The organism is Nocardia sp. NPDC058114 (genome assembly GCF_042884695.1).
Taxonomy (GTDB): Bacteria; Actinomycetota; Actinomycetes; order Mycobacteriales; family Mycobacteriaceae; genus Nocardia.
The window spans coordinates 166,778-186,695 of sequence record NZ_JBHVTK010000008.1; the positions used below are offsets into that span (position 1 = coordinate 166,778).

The window sequence follows — 19,918 nt, forward strand, 5'->3', positions numbered from 1 at the left end:
CACGTGAGACCAGGAGGCTCACCATGACCGTTTCCGCCGAACCCCGCACCGCGCCCGTCGCGAAGCCCGACATCATCACCGCACCACCGAGTTCACCCACCCGATTCATCGTTCCCCGCAAAGCCCGCAAGGCCGTACTGACCGCCGTGCCACTGGCCGCGTTGCTCCTGGCCTGGTACCTGCTCACCACCAATCAGGTCGTGTTCTGGCTGCGTTTCGACAAGATCCCCACGCCCGCACAAGTATTCGACTCCTTTCGTACGCAGCTCGGTGCGGCCACCTACTACCGCGACATCTTCTCCAGCACCCGCCGCATCCTGATCGGCTTCGGCCTCGCCACGGTGTCGGGCGTGCTGATCGGCATGGCGGTCGGTCGCTCGGCCGTGGTCAGCGCACTCGTGCGGCCGGTACTCGAGGTGTTCCGGCCGATCCCCGCGATCGCACTGGTGCCCCTGGCCATCCTGCTGTTCCCGACCGGGGAACAGGGCATCGTGTTCATCACCTTCTTCGCCGCGTTCTTCCCGGTCGCGGTGAGCACCATCCACGCCATGCACGCGCTGCCCAAGGTGTGGGAGGAAGCGGCCCACACCCTCGGCGCGCGTCGACGCGACATTCTGTTCCAGATCGCCCTGCCCGGTGCGCTACCCGGCATCTTCTCGGGCCTGTCGGTGGCGATGGGCGTGGCCTGGATCTGTGTGATCAGCGCGGAGATGATCTCGGGTCAGTTCGGCATCGGGTACTTCACCTGGCAGTCCTACGGGCTCCTGGACTATCCGGGGGTGATCGTCGGGATGCTCACCATCGGGTTGCTCGGCTGGTTCACCGCCTGGCTGGTCGAACTGGCGGGGCGCCGGGTGAACCGGTGGCTGCCCAGGGCGCAGCGATGAGCGCCGGTGCCGCGGTGCGGCTGCACGGATTGCGCATCGCCTACGGCGAAAGTCTCGCCGCCGAAGTAGATCTCGACGTCGATGCCGGCCAGATCGTGGTTCTGCTCGGTCCGTCGGGTTGCGGCAAATCCACGGTGCTGCGGGCGATGGCCGGGTTGCTGCCGCCGATCGGCGGCAGCGTCACCGTCGACGGTGGGCCCAGCGCCCAGCACTGTTCGATGGTGTTCCAGGAGGACGCGCTGCTGCCGTGGCGCACCGCCCGGCGCAATGTCGAATTCGCGCTGAAACTGCGCGGAGTGTCACGGCGCAACCGGCGCGTCGAAGCCCAGGAACTGCTGAACCTGGTGGGGCTCACCGACTTCGGTGACCATCTGCCCGGTGCGCTGTCGGGCGGTATGCGTCAGCGTGTGCAGCTGGCGCGGACATTGGCCGCGCAGCCACGCGTGCTGCTGATGGACGAACCGTTCGGCGCTCTCGACGCCCAGACCCGCGCCGATATGCAGCGCCTGCTCATCTCGGTGTGGCAGCAGCGCCGGACCACGGTGTTGTTCGTGACCCACGACGTCGACGAGGCGCTGTTGCTGGCCGATCGGATCGTCCTGCTCACCCCGCGCCCCGCCCGCATCCAGCGCGTCATCGAGATCGCCGCACCACGCGCACCCGGCGCCCGATTCGAACCCGAATTCGCGCGGCTGCGTTACGAAATCCTCGCCGCCCTCGGCGAGCCCAACGACAAGGAACTACAGCCATGACCTTCGTCATCGGAGCCGCTTGCGTGGACGTCATGGATCGCGCGTGCGTGGAGGAATGCCCCGTCGACTGCATCTACACCGGCGACCGGATGGCCTACATCCACCCGACCGAGTGCGTGGATTGCGGTGCGTGCGAACCGGTCTGCCCCGTCGAGGCGATCTACCTCGACGATGACATTCCGGCCGGCCAGGAAGGTTTCGTCGCCACGAACGCGGCCTTCTTCGACACGGCGCTGCCCGGCCGCGACACCGCGCTCGGCTCGCCGGGCGGCGCGGGCGCGGTGGGCGAGCTCGGCGTGGACACGCCGTTCGTCGCGGGCTACGAGAAATGAGAACTCCACTGCGGGTGGCGATCATCGGCGCCGGGCCCGCCGGTATCTACGCCGCCGACGCGTTGATGAAGTCCGATGCCGGTGAACACAGGGGAGTGAGCATCGACCTCTACGAGCGTATGCCCGCGCCCTTCGGCCTGATCCGCTACGGCGTCGCGCCCGATCACCCGCGCATCAAGGGCATCATCACCGCCCTGCACAAGGTCCTCGACAAGGACCAGGTCCGCCTGCTCGGCAACATCGACTACGGCACCGACATCACCCTCGAAGACCTGCGCCAGTTCTACGACGCGGTCATCTTCTCCACCGGCGCCAACGCCGACCGCGCCCTGGCCATCCCCGGCATCGACCTCGACGGCTCCTACGGCGCCGCGGACTTCGTGTCCTGGTACGACGGCCACCCCGACGTCCCGCGTTCCTGGCCCCTCGACGCCGAGAAGGTCGCCGTGCTCGGTGTCGGCAACGTCGCCCTCGACGTCGCGCGCGTGCTCGCCAAGACCGGTGACGAACTGCTGCCGACCGAGATCCCGCCGAATGTCTACGAAGGTCTCAAGGGCAACAAGGCCCTCGAGGTCCACGTGTTCGGTCGTCGTGGTCCCGCGCAGGCCAAGTTCACGCCCCTCGAGCTGCGCGAACTGGATCACTCGCCGACGATCGAGGTCATCGTCAACCCCGAGGACATCGACTACGACGAGGGCTCCGAAGCCGCGCGCCGTAACTCCAAGCAGGTCGACATGGTCGCCAACACCTTGGAGCAGTGGGCCATCCGCGACCACGGCGACCGCCCGCACAAGCTGTTCCTGCACTTCTTCGAATCGCCCTCGGAGGTCCTCGGCGCCGACGGCAAGGTCGTCGGCCTGAAGACCGAACGCACCCAGCTCGACGGCACCGGCAACGTCAAGGGCACCGGCGAATTTCGGGTGTGGGACGTACAGGCGGTCTATCGGGCGGTCGGCTATCGCTCCGAAGATGTCGCTGACATCCCGTTCGACGACCGCACCGGCACCATCCCCAACGAGGCGGGGCGCGTGCTGATCGACCCGAACGCGCGCGAGGGGGCGCGATACCTCGACGGGGTGTATGTCACCGGCTGGATCAAACGCGGCCCCGTCGGCCTGATCGGCCACACCAAAGGCGACGCCGCCGAAACCGTTGCCTGCCTGCTGGCCGATCAGGCCCGGCTGACACCGGCGCCGCGACCACACCCCGATGCGGTGACCGAACATCTCACCGCCGCGGGCATTGCCTTCACCACCTGGGAAGGCTGGTACCGACTGGACGCCCACGAACGCGCGCTGGGCGAAGCCGAAGGACGCGAGCGGATCAAGATCGTCGAACGCGCGGACATGCTGCACGCCGGCCTGGCCCAGTGAGGAGGAGCCCGTGATATCACCGACCGAACCACAGATCAGGACCGCGCTCGCCGGAGTGAATGACCCCGAGATCGGCCGTCCCATCGCTGAATTGAACATGGTCGAGACCATCGACATCGACGGAGCAGGTCGTGTCGCGATAGGCATCCTGCTCACCGTCGCAGGATGCCCCCTGCGGACGAAGATCAGTGACGACATCCGCGCCGCCGTCACCGCGGTGCCCGGCGTCGCCGGTATCGAGATCGACTTCGGGGTGATGAGCGAGGAGCAGCGCCGTAGCCTGAGAATCCAGCTCCGGGGACCCGGATCGGACAGTATCGCCGCTCTCGCGCAACCGGATTCACCGACCCGCGTGTACTGCGTGGTCTCGGGCAAAGGCGGCGTCGGGAAGTCGAGTGTCACCGTCAATCTGGCCGTCGCGCTGGCCCGACGTGGATTGCGCGTCGGTCTCATGGACGCCGATGTTCACGGTCACTCGGTACCCGCGATGCTCGGCATCACCACCGCGCCCACCCTGGTCGAGTCGATGATGATGCCGCCCACCGCATTCGGTGTGCGCGTCGTGTCGATCGGTATGTTCGTCGACGACAACGCCCCCGTCGTCTGGCGCGGGCCGATGCTGCACCGCGCGTTGCAGCAGTTCGTCAACGACGTGTACTGGGGCGAACTGGATATTCTGCTGATCGACATGCCACCGGGCACCGGCGATGTGGCCATCTCCCTGGCCCAGTTGCTGCCCACCGCGCAGCTGCTGGTCGTCACCACCCCGCAACGCGCCGCGGCTCGCATCGCCGAACGCGCGGGCGCCGTGGCCGCGCAGACCGGTCAGCGGGTGGCGGGCATCATCGAGAACATGTCCTGGTACGACAGTCCCGACGGCACCCGGCAGACCCTCTTCGGCGCGGGTGGCGCCACCGCGGTGAGCCGCGCGCTGAGCGGCCTGCTCGACACCTATTGCCCGGTCATCGGCCGGATCCCGTTCGATCCGGTGGTCTGCGCGGCAGGCGATCAGGGCGCTCCGTTCGTCGACACCGACCCGCACTGCGCGCCCGCCAGAGCGATCGGCGAGATCGCGGCGACCATCGCGCCGATCGTGCGCCGCCGGCTGTCTGTGACGCCGGTCAGCCCGGTGCCTGCCTGAGATCGAGGCGAAATAGTGCGTGAGCGGAGCTGACAGCTCTAGTCTGTTAGCGCTACGCACTGTGGAGGTTGGATCACATGACGGTCGAGATCGTGACCGAACCGGCGCCCGAGAACCTGTGGACCGGATCGGGCCGGGCGACCGGGGCACCGCCGACGTCGATGATCGAGCGGATGACGCTCATCCTGGACGCGTTCGACGCCGCCACACCCACGCTGACGCTGCTCGGGCTCGCCGAACGCACCGGGCTGCCGCGCTCGACCGTGCATCGCATCCTCGACCAGATGATCCGGCTGCGCTGGCTCGCGCACACTCCGGGCGGCTACCGGCTGGGGCTGCGGGTGCTCGAACTCGGCGGGCTCGCGGCCGAGCAGAACGAACTGCGCGAGGTGGTGGGGCCACTGCTCTACGAACTCAGTCAGCGCACGGGGCTGGTGGGGCACCTCGCGGTGCTGGACGGGCGTGAGGTGTTGTTCCTGGATCGTTCGGGGGGCCGCGGCCGGGTGGTCATCCCGACCCGTGTCGGTGGCAGGCTGCCCGCGCACTCCACGGCGGTGGGCAAGGCGCTGCTGGCCACGCTGGAGCCCGGCATCGCCGAGGCCGCGCTGCGGGGCAATGCCGTGGCACGAACCGCGCGCACGATCGTCGACCGGGCCGAACTGCATCGCGAACTCGCCCGTATCCGCAACCGTCAGGGCGTGGCCGTGGACACCGAGGAGTCGCTGCCGGGCGTGGGTTGCGTGGCGGTGCCGATCCGCGGCCGCGGTGTCGCGGTGGCCGCGATCTCGTTGTCGGGCACGGTCAATGGTGAGCGCACCGCGCTCGACACCGCGCGGCTGGCTCGGGCGCTGGCCGAGGTGGCCAAGGAAGCGTCACGCACCCTGGCCCCCCGGCACCCGCACTAGGCTGTGCGTCGCGCGATCGCTCGACCGGCCGCCCGACCGGAGAAGATGCACCCGCCCAGGAACGTGCCCTCCAGCGCGTTGTAACCGTGCACGCCGCCACCGCCGAACCCGGCGACCTCACCGGCCGCGTACAAGCCGGGGAACACCGAGCCGTCCGGGCGCAGCACCTGCGAATCGAGGTCGGTCTGCAGACCGCCGAGGGTCTTGCGGGTCAGCACATTGAGGCGCACCGCGATGAGCGGGCCGTGGGCAGGATCGAGGATGCGGTGCGGCTTGGCGACGCGGAGCTTGTCGCCGAGGAACTTGCGGGCGCTGTTGGTCGCGGTCACCTGCGCGTCCTTGGAGAAGGAGTTGGCGACCTCGCGATCGCGGCCCACGATCTGGTGCTCGAGGGCGGCCACGTCCAGCTTCGGACCGCGGGAGATGTCGTTCATGCCGTCGACGAGTTCGGCCAGGGAGTCGGCGACCACGAAATCCACGCCGTGCTGCTTGAACGCCTCCACCGGGCCCGGCGCGCCCTTGGCGAGCCTGCTGCGCACCGTGAACTTCAAGTCCTTGCCGGTGATGTCGGGGTTCTGTTCCGAACCCGACAGCGCGAACTCCTTCTCGATGATCGACTGGTTCAGGACGAACCACGAGTAGTCGTAGCCCGTCGACAGGATCTGACGCATGGTCTCGTTGGTGTCGAAACCGGGGAAACACGGTGCGGGCATGCGGTTTCCGTTCGCGTCGAACCACAGCGACGACGGGCCGGGGATGATGCGGATGGCGTGATCGGGCCAGATCGGATCCCAGTTGTGGATGCCCTCGGTGTAATGCCACATCCGATCGCGGTTGACCAGCGCCGCCCCGGCTTCCTCGGAGATCCCGAGCATCCGGCCGTCGACATAGGCGGGCACACCGGAGATCATGTGCTCCGGGCACGGGCCGAGCCGTTCGGTGGGCCAGTTGCGGCGGATGAGGTCGTGGGCGTGCCCGATGCCACCCGAACTCACGAGAACCGCGGGGGCTCGGAAGGTGAACTCGCCCACCACATCCCGGTTCGAGGCCTGACCGCGGTCGGTGTCGGAGGGGGCGAGAACGCTGCCGCGCACGCCGGTCACGGCGCCGTCGTCGACGATCAGCTCGTCGACGCGGTGCCGGAAGGCGAAGCGGACCAACCCTTTCGCCTCACCGGCCAGCACCGGCTCGCGGAACACCCGCAGTACCTCGGGCCCGGTGCCCCAGGTGAGGTGGAACCGTGGCACCGAGTTGCCGTGTCCGCCCGCCAGGCCACCGCCCCGTTCGGCCCAGCCGACCAGCGGGGTGAAACGCAGACCCAGGGCGTGCAGGTAATCCCGCTTCTCGTCGGTGGCGAACCGGACGTAGGCCTTCGCCCACTCGCGGCCCATCCGGTCCTCGTCGTCGCGGTCGAAACCGGCCGAACCCAGCCAATCCTGCAGTGCCAGTTCGTAGGAGTCCTTGATGCCCATCCTGCGCTGCTCCGGGCTGTCGACGACGAACAGCCCACCCAGTGACCAGAATGCCTGCCCGCCGAGGTTGGCGCGATTCTCCTGATCGAGCACCAGGACCTTGCGTCCGGCGAGCACCAACTCGTGCGCGGCCACCAGGCCCGCCAGTCCGGCGCCGACGACAATCGCGTCGGGGGTGAAATCTTCGGTGGGCGCAGGCACTGTGCTCGACATGCCTGGAACGTAGCATTGGTTAGTCGGCAGGTGGGGGCAAGTCCTGGAAAACAGCCTGACCTGCGACATCTCATTCGATGAAAGGCTCGACACGCTCATGAACGCCCGAACCCGTACCGGCGCCGCCGTCCTCACACTCGCCGTCGTGGCCGGCCTCGGCGCCACCTCGTGCTCGAAGTCGCGCTGGTGTGAACGCGATCAAGGCGACGTTCTCGTCGCGGACTCCTACTGCGAACGTGGTGTGGCGGGCTACGAGTGGGAGCCCGATCACGACAAGCCCAAGTACAAGAAGAAGCCGAAGAAGCACTGAGGTAGCGCAGCGGCCTTGTGCCGCAGGCGATCCGAGATGTAACCGTGGCGCAGCCGATGCCGAGTTCGCGCCATGACGATGCAGGTCAACGGGTATTCCACCACTGAGCACACCGAATGCTGTTGGGCAGGAGGTGAATCGCTCTTTCTCTATTTCTCACAACGGCGTGAGTGGGTGGGCACGATGACCTATCGGAAGGCAATTCGTATCGTCGCAAGGCAAACAGCGCGAGCGCTGTCGGTGTTGCTACTGACCGCGGGAATCGGGACAGCGATGTCCCCGGGACTGACGGCGTGGGCGCAGGATTGCGCCACCCTCGACGTCGTGATCGCCCGCGGCACAGCAGAACCCGGCTATCTGGGAGCCGCGATCGGCGACCCGCTCTACGCGGTACTGAGCGCGCAACTACCGGTGGACACCACCGCCCATCGCGTGGACTACCCAGCCGACCTGCTGGTGCCGACCTCGATGCCCGACGGCACCCGGGCCATGACCGGCCACCTGCTCGAGCAGGCCGCCGCCTGCCCCGACCAGCGTTTCGTTCTCGTCGGCTACTCCCAGGGCGCGGTGGTCACCCACGGTGTCCTCGGCTCCGTCCCGTTGCCCGGAGCGTGGGTGCTGCCGCCGGAGCTGTCCTCGCGCGTCGTCGCGGTGCTCCTGTTCGGTGACCCCCTGCGATTGATCGGCGGCCCGGTCGCACCGCTGTACGCCGACCGCACCGCGAACTATTGCGCCGCAGGCGATCCGGTGTGCGCGGGCGGGGTGTTCCCAGCCGCGCACGGCAGCTACGGGTGGGCGTTCGCGGCCGCGGCCGGACAGGTGAACGCGCGGTTGTGAGCCCGCTCAGAGCGCGGGCATGACCCCCGACAGGACAGCGCCGACCTGCGCCACCGCGCGGTCGACGCTGCCTGTCGGCTGGAACAGATGACTCAGCGTCAGCCGGACCATGATCTCGACGACCGAGGTCAGCTCGTCATCGGTGAGGGACGCGAATTCGTACTGCTCGCGGACGGTGGCACTGAGGGCGGCGACGGCCCGCCCGAGTACCGGTTCCGGGTCGCTCACCAGGGCGGGCAGCAAGGCGGTATCGCCGTCCTGGCGAGCTGAGAGCACCGCCTTGATCAGGGTGTTGTCGCCCGCGGCGCGCAGCGTGTACTCGGCGGCGGCGGTCATGCCGGCGAGCGGGTCGGCCGGATGCCGGGCCAGCGTCTCGGCGATGCCGGTCAGGTAGATGCCGGTCTCACGCTCGATCAGGGCATCCGCGAGCGCCTGCTTGGTGCCGATCTCCTTGTAGAGGACCGGCCTGCTGATACCGACCTCCTTGGCCACCCGCGACATGTTGACCGCGCCCCAGCCCTCGCTGACGACCATCGTGCGCGCGACGTCGATCATCCGGTCGCGCAGCAGTTGGCGCATTTCTGCCTGAAAGTTCGGTGGTTCGGCCACGTGATCATCCTACATGTGCCCATCGATGTGCTCGTTCATTGACAATCTTCGTGATTGTGTATCCAATCGGAACAACACGCGCTAATGTGTAAACGAAGGCGACTTCGAGCGAGAAGGTGTCCGAAGTCTCGGTGATGAGGAGAATGGCAATGACGACATCTCGAATCGGTGACCACGCAGGATCGGCGGCCCCGCCGCAGTGGCGAGATCCCAAGCGATACCTGTGGCTGTTCGGCCTCGTCGCCCCCAGTGCGACGCTGCTGGCGACTGGGTTCGTGTGGGCCTTCAACCAGTTCGGCTGGCAGGCCGTCGCGCCCGTGTGGTGGTGGCTCGGGCCGATCCTGCTGTACGTGCTGCTGCCGACCCTCGACCGGTTCTTCGGGCCCGACGGCAAGAACCCGCCCGCGGAGGTGATGGAGCAGTTGGAGAACGACAAGTACTACCGCTACTGCACCTACGCCTACATTCCGCTGCAGGTGTTCAGCCTGGTGTTCGCCTGCTACCTGTGGACCGCGGACAACCTGTCCTGGCTCGGCATCGACGGTGGTCTCGGCCTGATCTCCAAGATCGGTCTGGCCTTCACGATCGGCGCCATGGGCGGCGTCGGCATCAACACCGCGCACGAACTCGGCCACAAGAAGGACGAACTCGAACGCTGGCTGTCGAAGATCACGCTGGCCCAGACCTTCTACGGCCACTTCTACATCGAGCACAACCGTGGCCACCACGTGCGCGTGGCGACGCCGGAGGATCCGGCCAGTGCGCGCTTCGCCGAATCGTTCTGGAGCTTCCTGCCGCGCAGCGTGTGGGGCAGCTTGACCTCGTCGTGGGAGCTGGAGCGCACCCGCATGGAGCGGCTGGGCAAGAGCACGTTCTCGCTGCAGAACGACGTGGTGAACGCCTGGCTCATGTCGGTCGTGCTGTGGGTGGGGCTGGTCGCGGTGTTCGGTCCGTCGATTCTGCCGTTCCTGGTGATCCAGGCGATCTACGGTTTCTCGCTGCTGGAGACGGTGAACTACCTCGAGCACTACGGTCTGCTCCGGCAGAAGACCGCCTCGGGCCGCTACGAGCGCTGCACCCCCGAGCACAGCTGGAACTCCGACCACATCGTCACCAACATCTTCCTCTACCACCTGCAACGGCACAGCGACCATCACGCCAACCCCACCCGCCGCTACCAGATCCTGCGCCACATGGACGGCGCGCCCGAGCTGCCCAGCGGCTACGCGAGCCTGATCGGCCTGGCCTACGTGACGCCGTTGTGGCGCAAGGTGATGGACCATCGCGTGCTTGCCCACTACAACGGCGACATCACCCGCGTGAACATCCAGCCCAGCAAGCGCGCGCGGGTCTTGGCGAAGTACGGAGTGAACTGATGGCCTACCTCTGCCCGATCTGCGACTACGTCTACGACGAGCGATTCGGCGCTCCCCGTGAGGGTTTCGCGCCCGGCACGGTCTGGTCGCAGATCCCCGACGACTGGTGCTGTCCCGACTGCGGTGTGCGCGAGAAGGTCGACTTCGAACCGAGGGAAGGCGCGACCCGATGAGCGACTATCGACTGTTCCAGTGTGTCCAGTGCGGCTTCGAATACGACGAGGCGCTCGGCTGGCCCGAGGACGGTATCGAACCCGGCACCCGCTGGGACGACATTCCCGACGACTGGTCCTGCCCCGACTGTGGTGCCGCCAAGGCCGATTTCGATATGCGGGAGGTGAGCCGCGGATGAGTGGACGGATCGTCATCGTCGGCACCGGTGTCGCCGGCGCCACCGCCGCCCAGACCCTGCGACGTGAGGGCTACGCCGGTGAGATCGTGCTCGTCGGGGCCGAACCCGACCTGCCGTATCGCCGACCGGCGGTCTCCAAGGAGTTGCTCGCGGGCACTACGCCGTTCCAGCGCGCGGTGCTGAAGCCGGTGAAGTTCTGGGCCGACAACGCGGTCGATCTGCGCCCGGCCACGCTGGTGCGCGCGATCGACACCGACAGCGCGACAGTGCGTTTGAGCACCGGCGAGGTGCTCGGCTACGACAGCCTGCTGCTCGCCACCGGAGCAGGCGCGCGCACGATCGACACCGCGTCCACCCGCGTGCACACCTTGCGCAGACAGGCCGACGTCGTCGCACTGCGAACCGCGATCGACAGGGGCGGCTCGCTGCTCATCATCGGTGGCGGGCTCATCGGCTGCGAAGTCGCCGCCACCGCGCGCGGTCTCGGCGCCGAGGTGACGCTGTTGAACGCCGGGCCGGGGTTGCTCGATCGGGTAGTGCCGAACGCCGTGTCGGACCTGGTGCGCGACATCCACATCGAACACGGCGTCGTCGTCGAGAACAGTGTCACCACCACACAACTCGTCGACACCGCCACGGGCGTCACCGCCACCACCACCGACGGCCGCACGTTCACCGCGGCCGCCGCCCTGGTCGCCATCGGCTCGATCCCCGACACCGCCCTGGCCGAATCCGCCGGCATCGCGGTGAACGACGGCATCATCGTCGACCAGCACTACCGCACCTCGGCCCCCGCCGTCTTCGCCGCGGGCGACGCCACCACCGCATTCAACCCCCGCCGTGGCGAATACGAACGCGGCCAACACTGGAACACGGCGATGTCGGACGGCGCCGCGGCCGCCAGAGCCATCCTCGGCCACCCGGCGGCCCCCGCCGAAGTCCCGTGGGGCTGGACCGACCAGCACGGCCTGTCGATGCACTTCGCAGGCTGGCTGCACCCGCACGACGACCTGGTCATCGACGGCGACCTCGGCTCCCGGGACTTCCTCGCGATCGCCCTGCACAACGGTCACCCCGTCGGCGCCGTAGCCATGGCGAGACCGAGAGAACTCCGAGCCACCCGCACCCTCATCGCCGCAGGGCAGCCGTGGTCACCGAACGCGTCCCTCGACCTGGTTCGTTCACGCTGAACCGAGAGCCGGCGAATTCGGCGAAATCTGTCGGCTGTTGCGGTCAGGAACTGGCCGCGATGGGTTTTAGCGTGGGGTTATGGAACTGAGAGAGGACGCGAAGAAGGTTGTTGTCACTACGCCGGTCGGGCATGTGGGGGCTCGGGTTGTGCAGTTGCTGGTGCAGGCGGGGGTCCGGCCGACGGTACTGATGCGCGATCGGGGGCGGCTCGATGCCGCGATGCGGGAGTTCGTCGATGTCGTGCGGGTCGATCAGGGGGATTCGGAGGCGGTGGTGCGGGCCACCGTGGGTGCGGATCGGTTGTTCTGGGTGGATCCGCCTGCGCTGGTGGAGGGAGATCCGGTGGCGGGGTTCGCGCGGATGGGGGCGTCGGCGGCGCGTGCTGTTGTCGAGAACGGGATCGAGGCGACGGTGTTCGTCAGCAGTGTGGGTGCTGAGAAGCGGGGTGGGGCCGGGGAAATCGACGGGCTGGCGCGGACCGAGGAGCTGCTCGACAAGACCGGGGCGAATGTGGTGCACCTGCGGTGCGGCTACTTCTTCACCAATCTGCTGACCCAGCTCGACGAGATCCGGGCGGGCACGCTGTCCACACCGTGGCCGCCCGACCATGCCATGGCCTGGGTGGATCCGCGCGATATCGGTGAGGTGGCGGCGGCCCGACTGCTGTCGGATGCCTGGTCGGGGCGTGTCGTGCAGGCCGTGCACGGTCCGCGGGATCTGACATTCACCGAGGTCGCCGAGATCCTCGGCCGGCAGTTGGGCCATGCGGTCACCCCGATCCACCTCGCCGACAACGAGTTCCGGGAAGCGCTGCGATCAGCGGGCCTCGGACAGGGGCAGATCGCCGGAATCGCCGGTATGTCCGCGGGATTGAGTTCCGGATTCGTCGCGGAGAACCCGCGAACGGTGCTCACCACCACGCCGACGACCCTCGCCGCCTGGGCGAGCACCTGGCTGCGGTGAACCGAACCGGCCGGTCACGACGAACGCCGTGACCGGCCGGGTGTTCAGGGTGATGTCACCAGTGCACGCCGGGCAGCACCCGGCTCATGCGGGCCGCCGAGTTCGGCATCACCATCAGCGGCGCGAAGACCGGGCCGAGGACGGTGAGGGCATTGCGCGTAGGTTCGGCGGGCTCGGTGACCGCGGCGGGAACGGACTTACCCTGTGCCGCAGTGGATTCGCCGAAGAACCGGAACCCGGTGTGCATGATCGTGCGCTTGAGCGAGGGCAGGAACATCTCGACCGCCTGGGCGAAGGTGCCCGCCGGGGTGTCGATGCGGTCGGGGCGTTCCAGCAGAGCGCGGACCACGATGTCGGCCGCCCGGTCGGGGTCGGGCAGGGGCAGCGAACGGTAGAGATCGGTGGGCGCGATCATCGGGGTACGCACGAGCGGCATCCGGATCGAGGTGAAAGACACACCGTCGCCACGGTTTTCGACGGCGGCGATATCGCTGAAGTTGTCCAGGGCGGACTTGCTCGCGGCATAGGCGGCGAAGCGAGGTGCCTTGGTCTGCACGGCGATGGAGGAGATGTTGACGATGTGGCCGAAGTGACGCTCGCGCATCGAGGGAAGCAGCCCCAGGATGAGGCGGACGGCACCGAAGTAGTTGACCGCCATGGTGCGTTCGAAGTCGTGCATCCGGTCCACCGAGTTGGCCACCGAACGGCGGATGGAGCGACCGGCGTTGTTGATCAGGTAGTCGACATGGTGGTGCTCGGTCAGCACGGTCTTGACGAGGAGGTCGACCGCCTCCGAGTCGGTGATGTCGCAGGGGTAGGCGAACGCGGTGCCCCCTTCGGCGCGCACGGATTCCGCTGCGGCCGTGAGATCTTCGACGCCACGGGCGATCATCAGCACGATCGCGCCACGGCGGGCGACGGCGTGGGCTGTGGCCAGACCGATACCCGAGGACGCGCCGGTGATCAGGACCGTGCGGCCCGAGAGCGGGTGCGCGTCGGCGGCGGGACGACCGCGGTGCGGGTCCAGATTGACGCGCCAGAAGTCCCAGAGGCGGTCGGCGTAGGTGTCGAAGGCGGGCACGGTGAGGCCGGGCAGTACCGCCTGGGTGGAATCGGAGACGAAGTCGGCGGTGAATCCGACGTGGGGTGCGACCTCGGCGGGAATGCCTGCCTGTTCGAACAGGAAGTCGCGCACCGTGTTCGCGCCGGGTACGTGGCCGAGCCCGCTCAGCGCGCGTGCGCTACCGGGCACGGTGCCGATGCCGATCGGACCGCCCGCGGCGGCGGCCAGTGCGCGGTAGATCTCCCCGAACGGCTGCGGCCGCGGGTTGACCAGGTGGAATGTGCGCCCGTCCAGGCCGTCGCGGCGCACCAGTCGCACCATCGCCTCGGCGACGTAGTCGACCGGCACCACATTGGTCGCACCCAGATCGGGCAGCGGCAGCGGCAGTTCGGACGGCAGGCCGGCCAGCGTCGAAATGGCCGAGAAGAAGTAGTACGGGCCGTCGATCTTGTCCATCTCGCCGGTCCGCGAATCGCCGACGACGATCGCCGGGCGATATACCCGCCAGCGCACGTCGGTGGCCTCGCGAACAAGTTTCTCCGCGGCGAACTTGGTGCGGTGGTACGGCGAGGTCAGGTTCTGCCCGAGGTCGAAATCCTCCTCGAAGAATTTGCCGCGGTGATCGCCCGCCACCGCCACCGAGGACACGTGGTGCAGGGTGGCATCGAGGTTGCGGGCCAATTCGATCACCGAGCGAGTGCCCGCGACGTTGGCCGCGTGGGCGGTCTCCTCGTCGGCGGTCATGTCATAGACCGCGCCGAGGTGCAGTACGTGATCGGCACGCGGTGCGCCGTCACCGAGACCGAGGCCGTCGGCGGTCAGGTCCCCGACCAGTGCGAACACGCGGTCGCTGTCGGGATGTTGCGCATTGTGTGCGGTGAACTTGGGCAGCGACTCGGCGCGCACCAGCACGTGCACGATCGCGGTGGGGTCGGCTGCGAGCAGCCCCCGCACCACGCGTCGACCCAGAAATCCGGTACCGCCTGTCACGATGTAGGAAACCATCGCTCCTCCTGAAAATCTCGAAACACGGTGTCGCGCAACAGTGATCGGCATGCGGCGGTGAATGCGAAATCAACGGTTGAGGTCCAGCAGCAAAGTGGCTGGAGAGAAACCGGGCACATCGTCGTCCCGGCTACGCTTACCGTACTCGTCAGTAACCTAGCCGGGCAAGCTGATGGCGTGGTATCACCGTGTGGGAATTGTCACCCATCGCCGCAGGTCAAAGGGTATGTGTGACAGTTACTTTCAGTAACCGAGAGTTTCAGACAACATGTCGCTACCGATCCGCCAGGACGTCGCCGACAGTGCTCGCGATCCTGGTGCGGAACACCTCGGGGGCGAAGGTGCGGGCGTGCTCGCGGATCTTCACGGGATCGTAGGACGCCGAGCGGAATTCGCGCATCACGTCGGCCAGCGCCGCGACGACGTCCGCATCGGATCCGGCCGGTACGTACTCGCCGGTGACGCCGGGGCGCACCGTATCGAGGGCGCCACCGGCACCGACCGCGAGCACGGGCGTGCCGCAGGCCATCGCCTCCACCGGGACGATGCCGAAGTCCTCGATGCCCGGCATGAGCAGGGCTTGGCAGCGCCGGTACATGTCCTGCAACAGCTCGCCGGAGGTGGCGCCGAGGAAGGTCGTCTCCGAGCCCGCGATCTCGTCGAGCTGCGCGCGAAACCGGCCTTCGCCGAGAACCACCAGGCGAACCCCGGCCCGCTGCGCGGCGCGAATGGCGAGGTCGGCGCGCTTGTAGGGCACGAGCCTGCCCGCGCACAGGAAGAAGTCCTCGCGTGCCACCGACCGATCAGGGGTGAAGCGGCTGACCTGCACGGGCGGGTTGACGACCGAGGCGGGCAGCCCCCACCATTCGGTGACCCGCTCGGCGACCGCGTGCGAGTTGGCGATGACGTGGGTGAGCCGCGGGGCGGCGCGCAGTTCGCCCCGCCGGGCCAGGGTGCCCAGCGCGCCCAGCGCCAGCTGCCCGATACGACCGCCTGCCTCCTGTGCGCGGAATTCGCGATCCCACGCCCAGCGGGCGGGGGAGTGCACGTAGGCGACCACCGGTGCGTCGGTGGCCAAGGCGGCCTGGGTGGCGAACGCGTGATGGCTGATCACCACTACGTCGAAGTCGCGCAACGGCATTCGCCGCAGCGCGCGCGGGACCAACGGGAGCAGGGGAGCGTGCCTGCCGCCGGTGTAGGTGTGCGCCGTGCTGAGCCAGGTGTCGTGCACAGTACGCACGGGCTCGCGCAGGCCGCCCGGCGCGACGATCGGTGCGAAAACCTCGGCATCGGGCCAGGTTTCGACGAATTCGCCGACCACAGCCTCGGAGCCGCCGAACTCGGTGAAACGTTCGTGGACGATGGCGACACGGGTCATCGGCGGGTGCTCGCTTCGATCTGTCGGGGCGCGGCGGTGCGACGCAGGGCGGGGGCGACCGGGCGACCGGTCAGCAGGCCGTCGACGGTGCCACGGGCAAGGGCGGTGCGGTACACCCGAGCGGCCTCGGCGAACGCGGCGATGGTGTGGTCGACGGCGGTGTCGTCGTGGGCGGCCGAGGTGACGAACGACTGACCGAGGACGCCTCGGGTCAGCATCTCCTGGATGAACAGGGTTCGAAAAGCTTGGGAAGCAACACCATCGGCGTCGTGCGTACGGAAAATGGAGCAGGACGGGCGCCCCGTCACCGACAGGTGCCCGGCGATGCCGAGCTCGGCGGCGATCGCGTTCGCTCCCGCGGCCAACCGGCTACCGGCCGCTTCCATCCGGGCGACCGGGTCCTCGGTGCGGTAGGCGTGTACCACCGCGCGAAACGCCGCCAGCGACGCGGTCTCCGGGCCGTGCGTGGTCGACAGCAGGAACACGCGGTCGTGGTCGGTCCGAAGCCCGCCGCGTTCCATGAACTCGCGTTTGCCCGCCAACGCCGCGATGGGGAAACCGTTTCCCATCGCCTTGCCCCAGCACGACAGGTCGGGGGCGACGCCGTATACGGCCTGCGCGCCACCCGCCGACCAGCGGAACCCGGTGATCATCTCGTCGAAGACCAGCAGGGCGCCGTACCGGTCGCACAGGTCGCGGACCGCGGACAGGTAGCCGTGTTCGGGTTCGCCGGTGGCGGTCGCGGGTTCCATCACCACGGCGGCGATCGGCGACGCGGCCAGGACTCGACGCAGCGCGGAGAGGTCGTTGTAGGGGAAGGTCGCGGTGTCGACCGGGGGGATACCAGCTGACATCGGTGTGGTGCCGATGAACCAGTCGTCGACGGAGAAGAAAGGCTGCTGACAGACCGCGACGCGGTCGCGTCCGGTCACCGCGCGGGCCAAGCGCACCGCGGCGGTGGTCGCGTCGGAACCGTTCTTGGTGAACTTCACCATGTCGGCGCCGGGGACCAGATCCAGGAAGTCCTGGGCGGCCAGCAGTTCCAGCTCGGTGGGGCGGGTGAAGCTGACCCCGTCGGCGATGGCCGACGACACCGCGTCCAGCACGGGTCGGTACGCGTGGCCGAGCGTCACCGACCGCAACCCCATCCCGTATTCGACATAGCGATTGCCGTCGGCGTCCCACACGTGCGCGCCCTTGCCGCGCACCAGGATCGGCGCCATGTTCTCCGGGTACTGATCGGCGCCACGAGCGTAGGTGTGCGCGCCGCCCGGCACCAGATCGTGCAGGCGGGCCTGGATCTCATTGCTGCGCTGGAACGTTCGCATCAGCGGCGACCTCCGTGACTCGGTGGTGTGGTCAGGGCCCACAGGCGATGGTCGGCGCGGACGCCCGTGGGGCCGCAATGGTCGTGGAGCACACCTTCTTCGGTGAAATGGGCGGCAGTCAAAGCGGTGTTCGGCGCGGGGTCGGCGCTGGGGACTTCGGCGGCGATCCGCCGAAGCCCGAGTTCGTCGAACCCGTGTTCGGCGACCGCCCGCAGCGCCGCCCCCAGCTGCGTGGCCTCGACGAGCTCGGGATCCGCCCAGGCCGACAGCCGGGCGACGCGCCCGGTCATCGTCGGTTCGAACAATCGGATCTCCCCGGCGTACCGGCCCTCGGTGCGGAGCACGAGGACCAGCCCGCCGGGTGACCGCAACCCGTGACGGGCGTTGCGCAGGGCGCGGTGCCACTCGCGCCGATGCCGGCGCCGGTCGGTCGGTGCGAGTCGGGCGCGGTGTGCGGTAGCGGCCGCCTGCCAGTCGACCCGGTCGGTGCGGGACAGGCTGCGCACCGCGATGTTCGGTGCGCCGGTGACGGTGATCCGCACGGCCCGGGCGAGCGCGTATCGACGCAGACGGCGAACGACCATCCACAGGAACAGCCGCAGCGCGGCGATCGCGATGATCGCCGGTGCGGGCCCACCGGTGCGCGAGGATGGATCGGTTGCCGGTGCCGGGAACCGTGGCGCAACCGCGAAAGTCTCGGGGGTCGAACTGTCACGTGCGGTCCACGCCCACAACGCGTGGTCACGCAGCGACCCACCCGCGTCGAAGGCCACGGCCATGGTGGCTTCCTTACGGAAGCCGAGGGCGCGCACCGATCCGGCGGCGGGCAGGTTGGCGGGCGAGATCGGCGCGACAACGCGTACCAGCCCGAGCGCGGTGACCCCGTAGTCGAGCAGCATCGCGCCCGCCACGGTGATCACCCCGTGGCCTGCCCAGCGGGCGTCGATCCAGGCGCTGGACTCGGCGGTTTTCGTCGCAGTGTCGATGACGCAGTACTCCAACTGTCCGACGAATTGTCCGTCGACCTCGATCGCACCCGCGTAGCGGCGTCCGGCGCGCATGTCGGCACGGGCCAGCAGACATTCGCGCGCCCAGCGCCGCGCGGTGTGCCGTCGTTCCCACGGCAGCGGGGAGGTGCTCCAATACGGTTCGATATGGGCGCGATCACGCAGTCGGATCTCGCGCCACGCGGCGAAATCCGACATCCGGGGTGGGCGCAATCGGATCTCGTGGCCGTTGTGCCGCACCGGGCCGAGGGTCAACTGTGACAATTCGCGGTCGCTCGGCCGTTGTTTGCTTCGGTAGGAGATGGTCACGCCGCGGAGCTAGCTGTCGCGTGGTTCGGTGGGAGTCGCGCGCGGACTGCCCGGCGTGTACCCGACCCGAGGCAGCGCCATGGTCTCGGGATCGTGTGAGAGGGTGGCCGAGCGCGGGGTGACCGGGGCAGCGCGGCGTGGTGGCGTGTCGAACGACGCCGGGGGAGTCGGCGACGCGCGCATCCGGGAATCGGCAGCGGGTGCACGGGTTTCCACCGCGGGAGCACGGTTTTCGGGTGCTCGGGTTTCCGGCGTGGGCGCGACCTTGTCGATGTCGACCCCCGTGGGATCGGCAGGCTTCTTGCCGCCACGTCGACGGCCACGAGCCACCCCGGCCAGCACCAGACCTTCGGCGACCACGATCACTGTGGCCAGCGCGGCGAACAGCCCTTCCTGCACCGGGTGCGGGGCGACCAGTTCCGAGGAGGGCGCGGTGAGCACCGTCAGACGCGCCGGGCCGAGTACCTGGCGGAACTCGGTCTCGCGCGCGACGTCACGGGCGTCGAAACTCAACTCCGGGCGCAGCGGATCATCGGAGAGCCGCTTGGAAAAGGTGTCCTCGACCGCGCGCCGGTGTGCCTCCAGGTCGGCTGCGGACCGGGCGATCGCCTCGGTCCGCATCTGGGAACCGACGCTGTCGAGCGACTGTTCGACCGCCACGACCAATTTCGAGGCCTGCTCGGGCGAGCCGGCCTCGGCGGTGATGATCAGCAACGACGGCGCGGGACCGGTCATCGCCGACACCCGGGAGCGCAGATCCGCTTCCGAGGGTGCGAGCCCGTTCTTCACCACATCCGAGAGCACGCGGGTATCGGTGACCATCACGATGTAGGGCTGGGTCAGTTCGTTGAACACCGCGCCGATCGAGGGCTGCGAGATCTGGACGGTGATGCTCGCCTGGTAGGTCCGCTCGCTCCCGTCACGAACCAACCACACCGCGCCGCCGACGATGATCGCGGCGACCAGGGCGAACGGCAGGACCCGGATCAGCTGGCGGAGGTGGCCCGCGATGTTCACCACGGGCATCGACCGCCCGCCGGAGTCGAGGTCGGCGGTCGACGGCGACTCGGTACTGCTCACACTTCCCCCACATTTCACGCATCAACACTTCTCGA

General features: G+C 68.4%; 20 protein-coding genes. 13 read left to right on the plus strand and 7 right to left on the minus strand.

The genetic code is table 11. The features are described from left to right. Nucleotides 1-23 precede the first annotated feature (23 nt). The 6 genes from ACFVVI_RS27010 to ACFVVI_RS27035 all read left to right on the plus strand — a co-directional run bounded on the left by ACFVVI_RS27010 (nucleotide 24) and on the right by ACFVVI_RS27035 (nucleotide 5,390). Complete coding sequence (locus tag ACFVVI_RS27010) at nucleotides 24-887, plus strand: ABC transporter permease (RefSeq protein ID WP_387447386.1); 864 nt, start codon at nucleotides 24-26, stop codon at nucleotides 885-887. Beyond that, a complete protein-coding gene (locus ACFVVI_RS27015; protein WP_378990000.1) occupies nucleotides 884-1,639 on the plus strand; it encodes an ABC transporter ATP-binding protein in 756 nt (251 codons plus the stop codon). The genes ACFVVI_RS27010 and ACFVVI_RS27015 overlap by 4 nt, the downstream gene beginning before the upstream one ends. After that, nucleotides 1,636-1,971 carry a ferredoxin gene (gene fdxA, locus ACFVVI_RS27020; protein ID WP_378990002.1) on the plus strand — a complete coding sequence of 112 codons (336 nt, stop codon included), beginning with the start codon at nucleotides 1,636-1,638 and terminating at the stop codon, nucleotides 1,969-1,971. Before ACFVVI_RS27015 ends, fdxA begins: the two co-directional genes overlap by 4 nt. Continuing rightward, nucleotides 1,968-3,344 (plus strand): FAD-dependent oxidoreductase, encoded by a 1,377-nt coding sequence (locus tag ACFVVI_RS27025; RefSeq protein ID WP_387447387.1) that lies wholly within the window; start codon nucleotides 1,968-1,970, stop codon nucleotides 3,342-3,344. The genes fdxA and ACFVVI_RS27025 overlap by 4 nt, the downstream gene beginning before the upstream one ends. Before the next feature lie 13 nt (nucleotides 3,345-3,357). After that, nucleotides 3,358-4,485, plus strand: coding sequence for an Mrp/NBP35 family ATP-binding protein (locus ACFVVI_RS27030; RefSeq protein WP_387447464.1), 1,128 nt, complete (start codon nucleotides 3,358-3,360; stop codon nucleotides 4,483-4,485). 77 nt (nucleotides 4,486-4,562) lie between these two features. Continuing rightward, on the plus strand, nucleotides 4,563-5,390 hold the full coding sequence (locus ACFVVI_RS27035) for an IclR family transcriptional regulator (protein ID WP_387447388.1): 828 nt from the start codon (nucleotides 4,563-4,565) through the stop codon (nucleotides 5,388-5,390). On the opposite strand, the gene ACFVVI_RS27040 is transcribed toward ACFVVI_RS27035, so the two are convergent. Further along, on the minus strand, nucleotides 5,387-7,075 hold the full coding sequence (locus ACFVVI_RS27040) for an FAD-binding dehydrogenase (protein ID WP_387447389.1): 1,689 nt from the start codon (nucleotides 7,073-7,075) through the stop codon (nucleotides 5,387-5,389). The two genes, ACFVVI_RS27035 and ACFVVI_RS27040, sit on opposite strands and share 4 nt — an antisense overlap. Before the next feature lie 97 nt (nucleotides 7,076-7,172). Here ACFVVI_RS27040 and ACFVVI_RS27045 point away from each other — a divergent pair, with 97 nt between their 5' ends. Beyond that, nucleotides 7,173-7,385 (plus strand): hypothetical protein, encoded by a 213-nt coding sequence (locus ACFVVI_RS27045; RefSeq protein ID WP_378997029.1) that lies wholly within the window; start codon nucleotides 7,173-7,175, stop codon nucleotides 7,383-7,385. 183 nt (nucleotides 7,386-7,568) lie between these two features. Then, nucleotides 7,569-8,222 carry a cutinase family protein gene (locus ACFVVI_RS27050; protein WP_379318408.1) on the plus strand — a complete coding sequence of 218 codons (654 nt, stop codon included), beginning with the start codon at nucleotides 7,569-7,571 and terminating at the stop codon, nucleotides 8,220-8,222. Nucleotides 8,223-8,228: 6 nt separating this feature from the next. Here ACFVVI_RS27050 and ACFVVI_RS27055 read toward each other — a convergent pair whose 3' ends face one another. Continuing rightward, complete coding sequence (locus ACFVVI_RS27055; protein ID WP_387447390.1) at nucleotides 8,229-8,831, minus strand: TetR family transcriptional regulator; 603 nt, start codon at nucleotides 8,829-8,831, stop codon at nucleotides 8,229-8,231. Between the two features lie 149 nt (nucleotides 8,832-8,980). Here ACFVVI_RS27055 and ACFVVI_RS27060 point away from each other — a divergent pair, with 149 nt between their 5' ends. The 5 genes from ACFVVI_RS27060 (at nucleotide 8,981) to ACFVVI_RS27080 (ending at nucleotide 12,713) form a co-directional block, all read left to right on the plus strand. Beyond that, entirely contained in the window at nucleotides 8,981-10,207 is a 1,227-nt protein-coding gene (locus tag ACFVVI_RS27060) for an alkane 1-monooxygenase (RefSeq protein ID WP_387447391.1), read from the plus strand. Next, nucleotides 10,204-10,380 carry a rubredoxin gene (locus ACFVVI_RS27065; RefSeq protein ID WP_378997037.1) on the plus strand — a complete coding sequence of 59 codons (177 nt, stop codon included), beginning with the start codon at nucleotides 10,204-10,206 and terminating at the stop codon, nucleotides 10,378-10,380. Before ACFVVI_RS27060 ends, ACFVVI_RS27065 begins: the two co-directional genes overlap by 4 nt. Continuing rightward, entirely contained in the window at nucleotides 10,377-10,559 is a 183-nt protein-coding gene (locus ACFVVI_RS27070) for a rubredoxin (protein WP_266289085.1), read from the plus strand. The genes ACFVVI_RS27065 and ACFVVI_RS27070 overlap by 4 nt, the downstream gene beginning before the upstream one ends. Continuing rightward, the gene (locus ACFVVI_RS27075) at nucleotides 10,556-11,749 is read left to right on the plus strand and encodes an NAD(P)/FAD-dependent oxidoreductase (RefSeq protein WP_387447392.1); all 1,194 of its coding nucleotides are present in this window, start codon (nucleotides 10,556-10,558) and stop codon (nucleotides 11,747-11,749) included. The genes ACFVVI_RS27070 and ACFVVI_RS27075 overlap by 4 nt, the downstream gene beginning before the upstream one ends. A 79-nt stretch (nucleotides 11,750-11,828) precedes the next feature. Next, complete coding sequence (locus tag ACFVVI_RS27080; RefSeq protein ID WP_387447393.1) at nucleotides 11,829-12,713, plus strand: NAD(P)H-binding protein; 885 nt, start codon at nucleotides 11,829-11,831, stop codon at nucleotides 12,711-12,713. A 55-nt stretch (nucleotides 12,714-12,768) separates the two neighbouring features. On the opposite strand, the gene ACFVVI_RS27085 is transcribed toward ACFVVI_RS27080, so the two are convergent. The 5 genes from ACFVVI_RS27085 to ACFVVI_RS27105 form a co-directional block, all read right to left on the minus strand. Beyond that, on the minus strand, nucleotides 12,769-14,781 hold the full coding sequence (locus ACFVVI_RS27085) for an SDR family oxidoreductase (RefSeq protein ID WP_387447394.1): 2,013 nt from the start codon (nucleotides 14,779-14,781) through the stop codon (nucleotides 12,769-12,771). Between the two features lie 274 nt (nucleotides 14,782-15,055). After that, nucleotides 15,056-16,159, minus strand: coding sequence for a glycosyltransferase (locus ACFVVI_RS27090; protein ID WP_387447395.1), 1,104 nt, complete (start codon nucleotides 16,157-16,159; stop codon nucleotides 15,056-15,058). Beyond that, a complete protein-coding gene (locus ACFVVI_RS27095; protein WP_387447396.1) occupies nucleotides 16,156-17,487 on the minus strand; it encodes a glutamate-1-semialdehyde 2,1-aminomutase in 1,332 nt (443 codons plus the stop codon). Before ACFVVI_RS27095 ends, ACFVVI_RS27090 begins: the two co-directional genes overlap by 4 nt. After that, nucleotides 17,487-18,758: a GNAT family N-acetyltransferase gene (locus ACFVVI_RS27100; RefSeq protein WP_387447397.1), complete on the minus strand. Its 1,272-nt coding sequence runs from the start codon at nucleotides 18,756-18,758 to the stop codon at nucleotides 17,487-17,489. The genes ACFVVI_RS27095 and ACFVVI_RS27100 overlap by 1 nt, the downstream gene beginning before the upstream one ends. Before the next feature lie 54 nt (nucleotides 18,759-18,812). Continuing rightward, the gene (locus ACFVVI_RS27105) at nucleotides 18,813-19,883 is read right to left on the minus strand and encodes a hypothetical protein (RefSeq protein WP_387447398.1); all 1,071 of its coding nucleotides are present in this window, start codon (nucleotides 19,881-19,883) and stop codon (nucleotides 18,813-18,815) included. Between the last annotated feature and the right edge of the window lie 35 nt (nucleotides 19,884-19,918).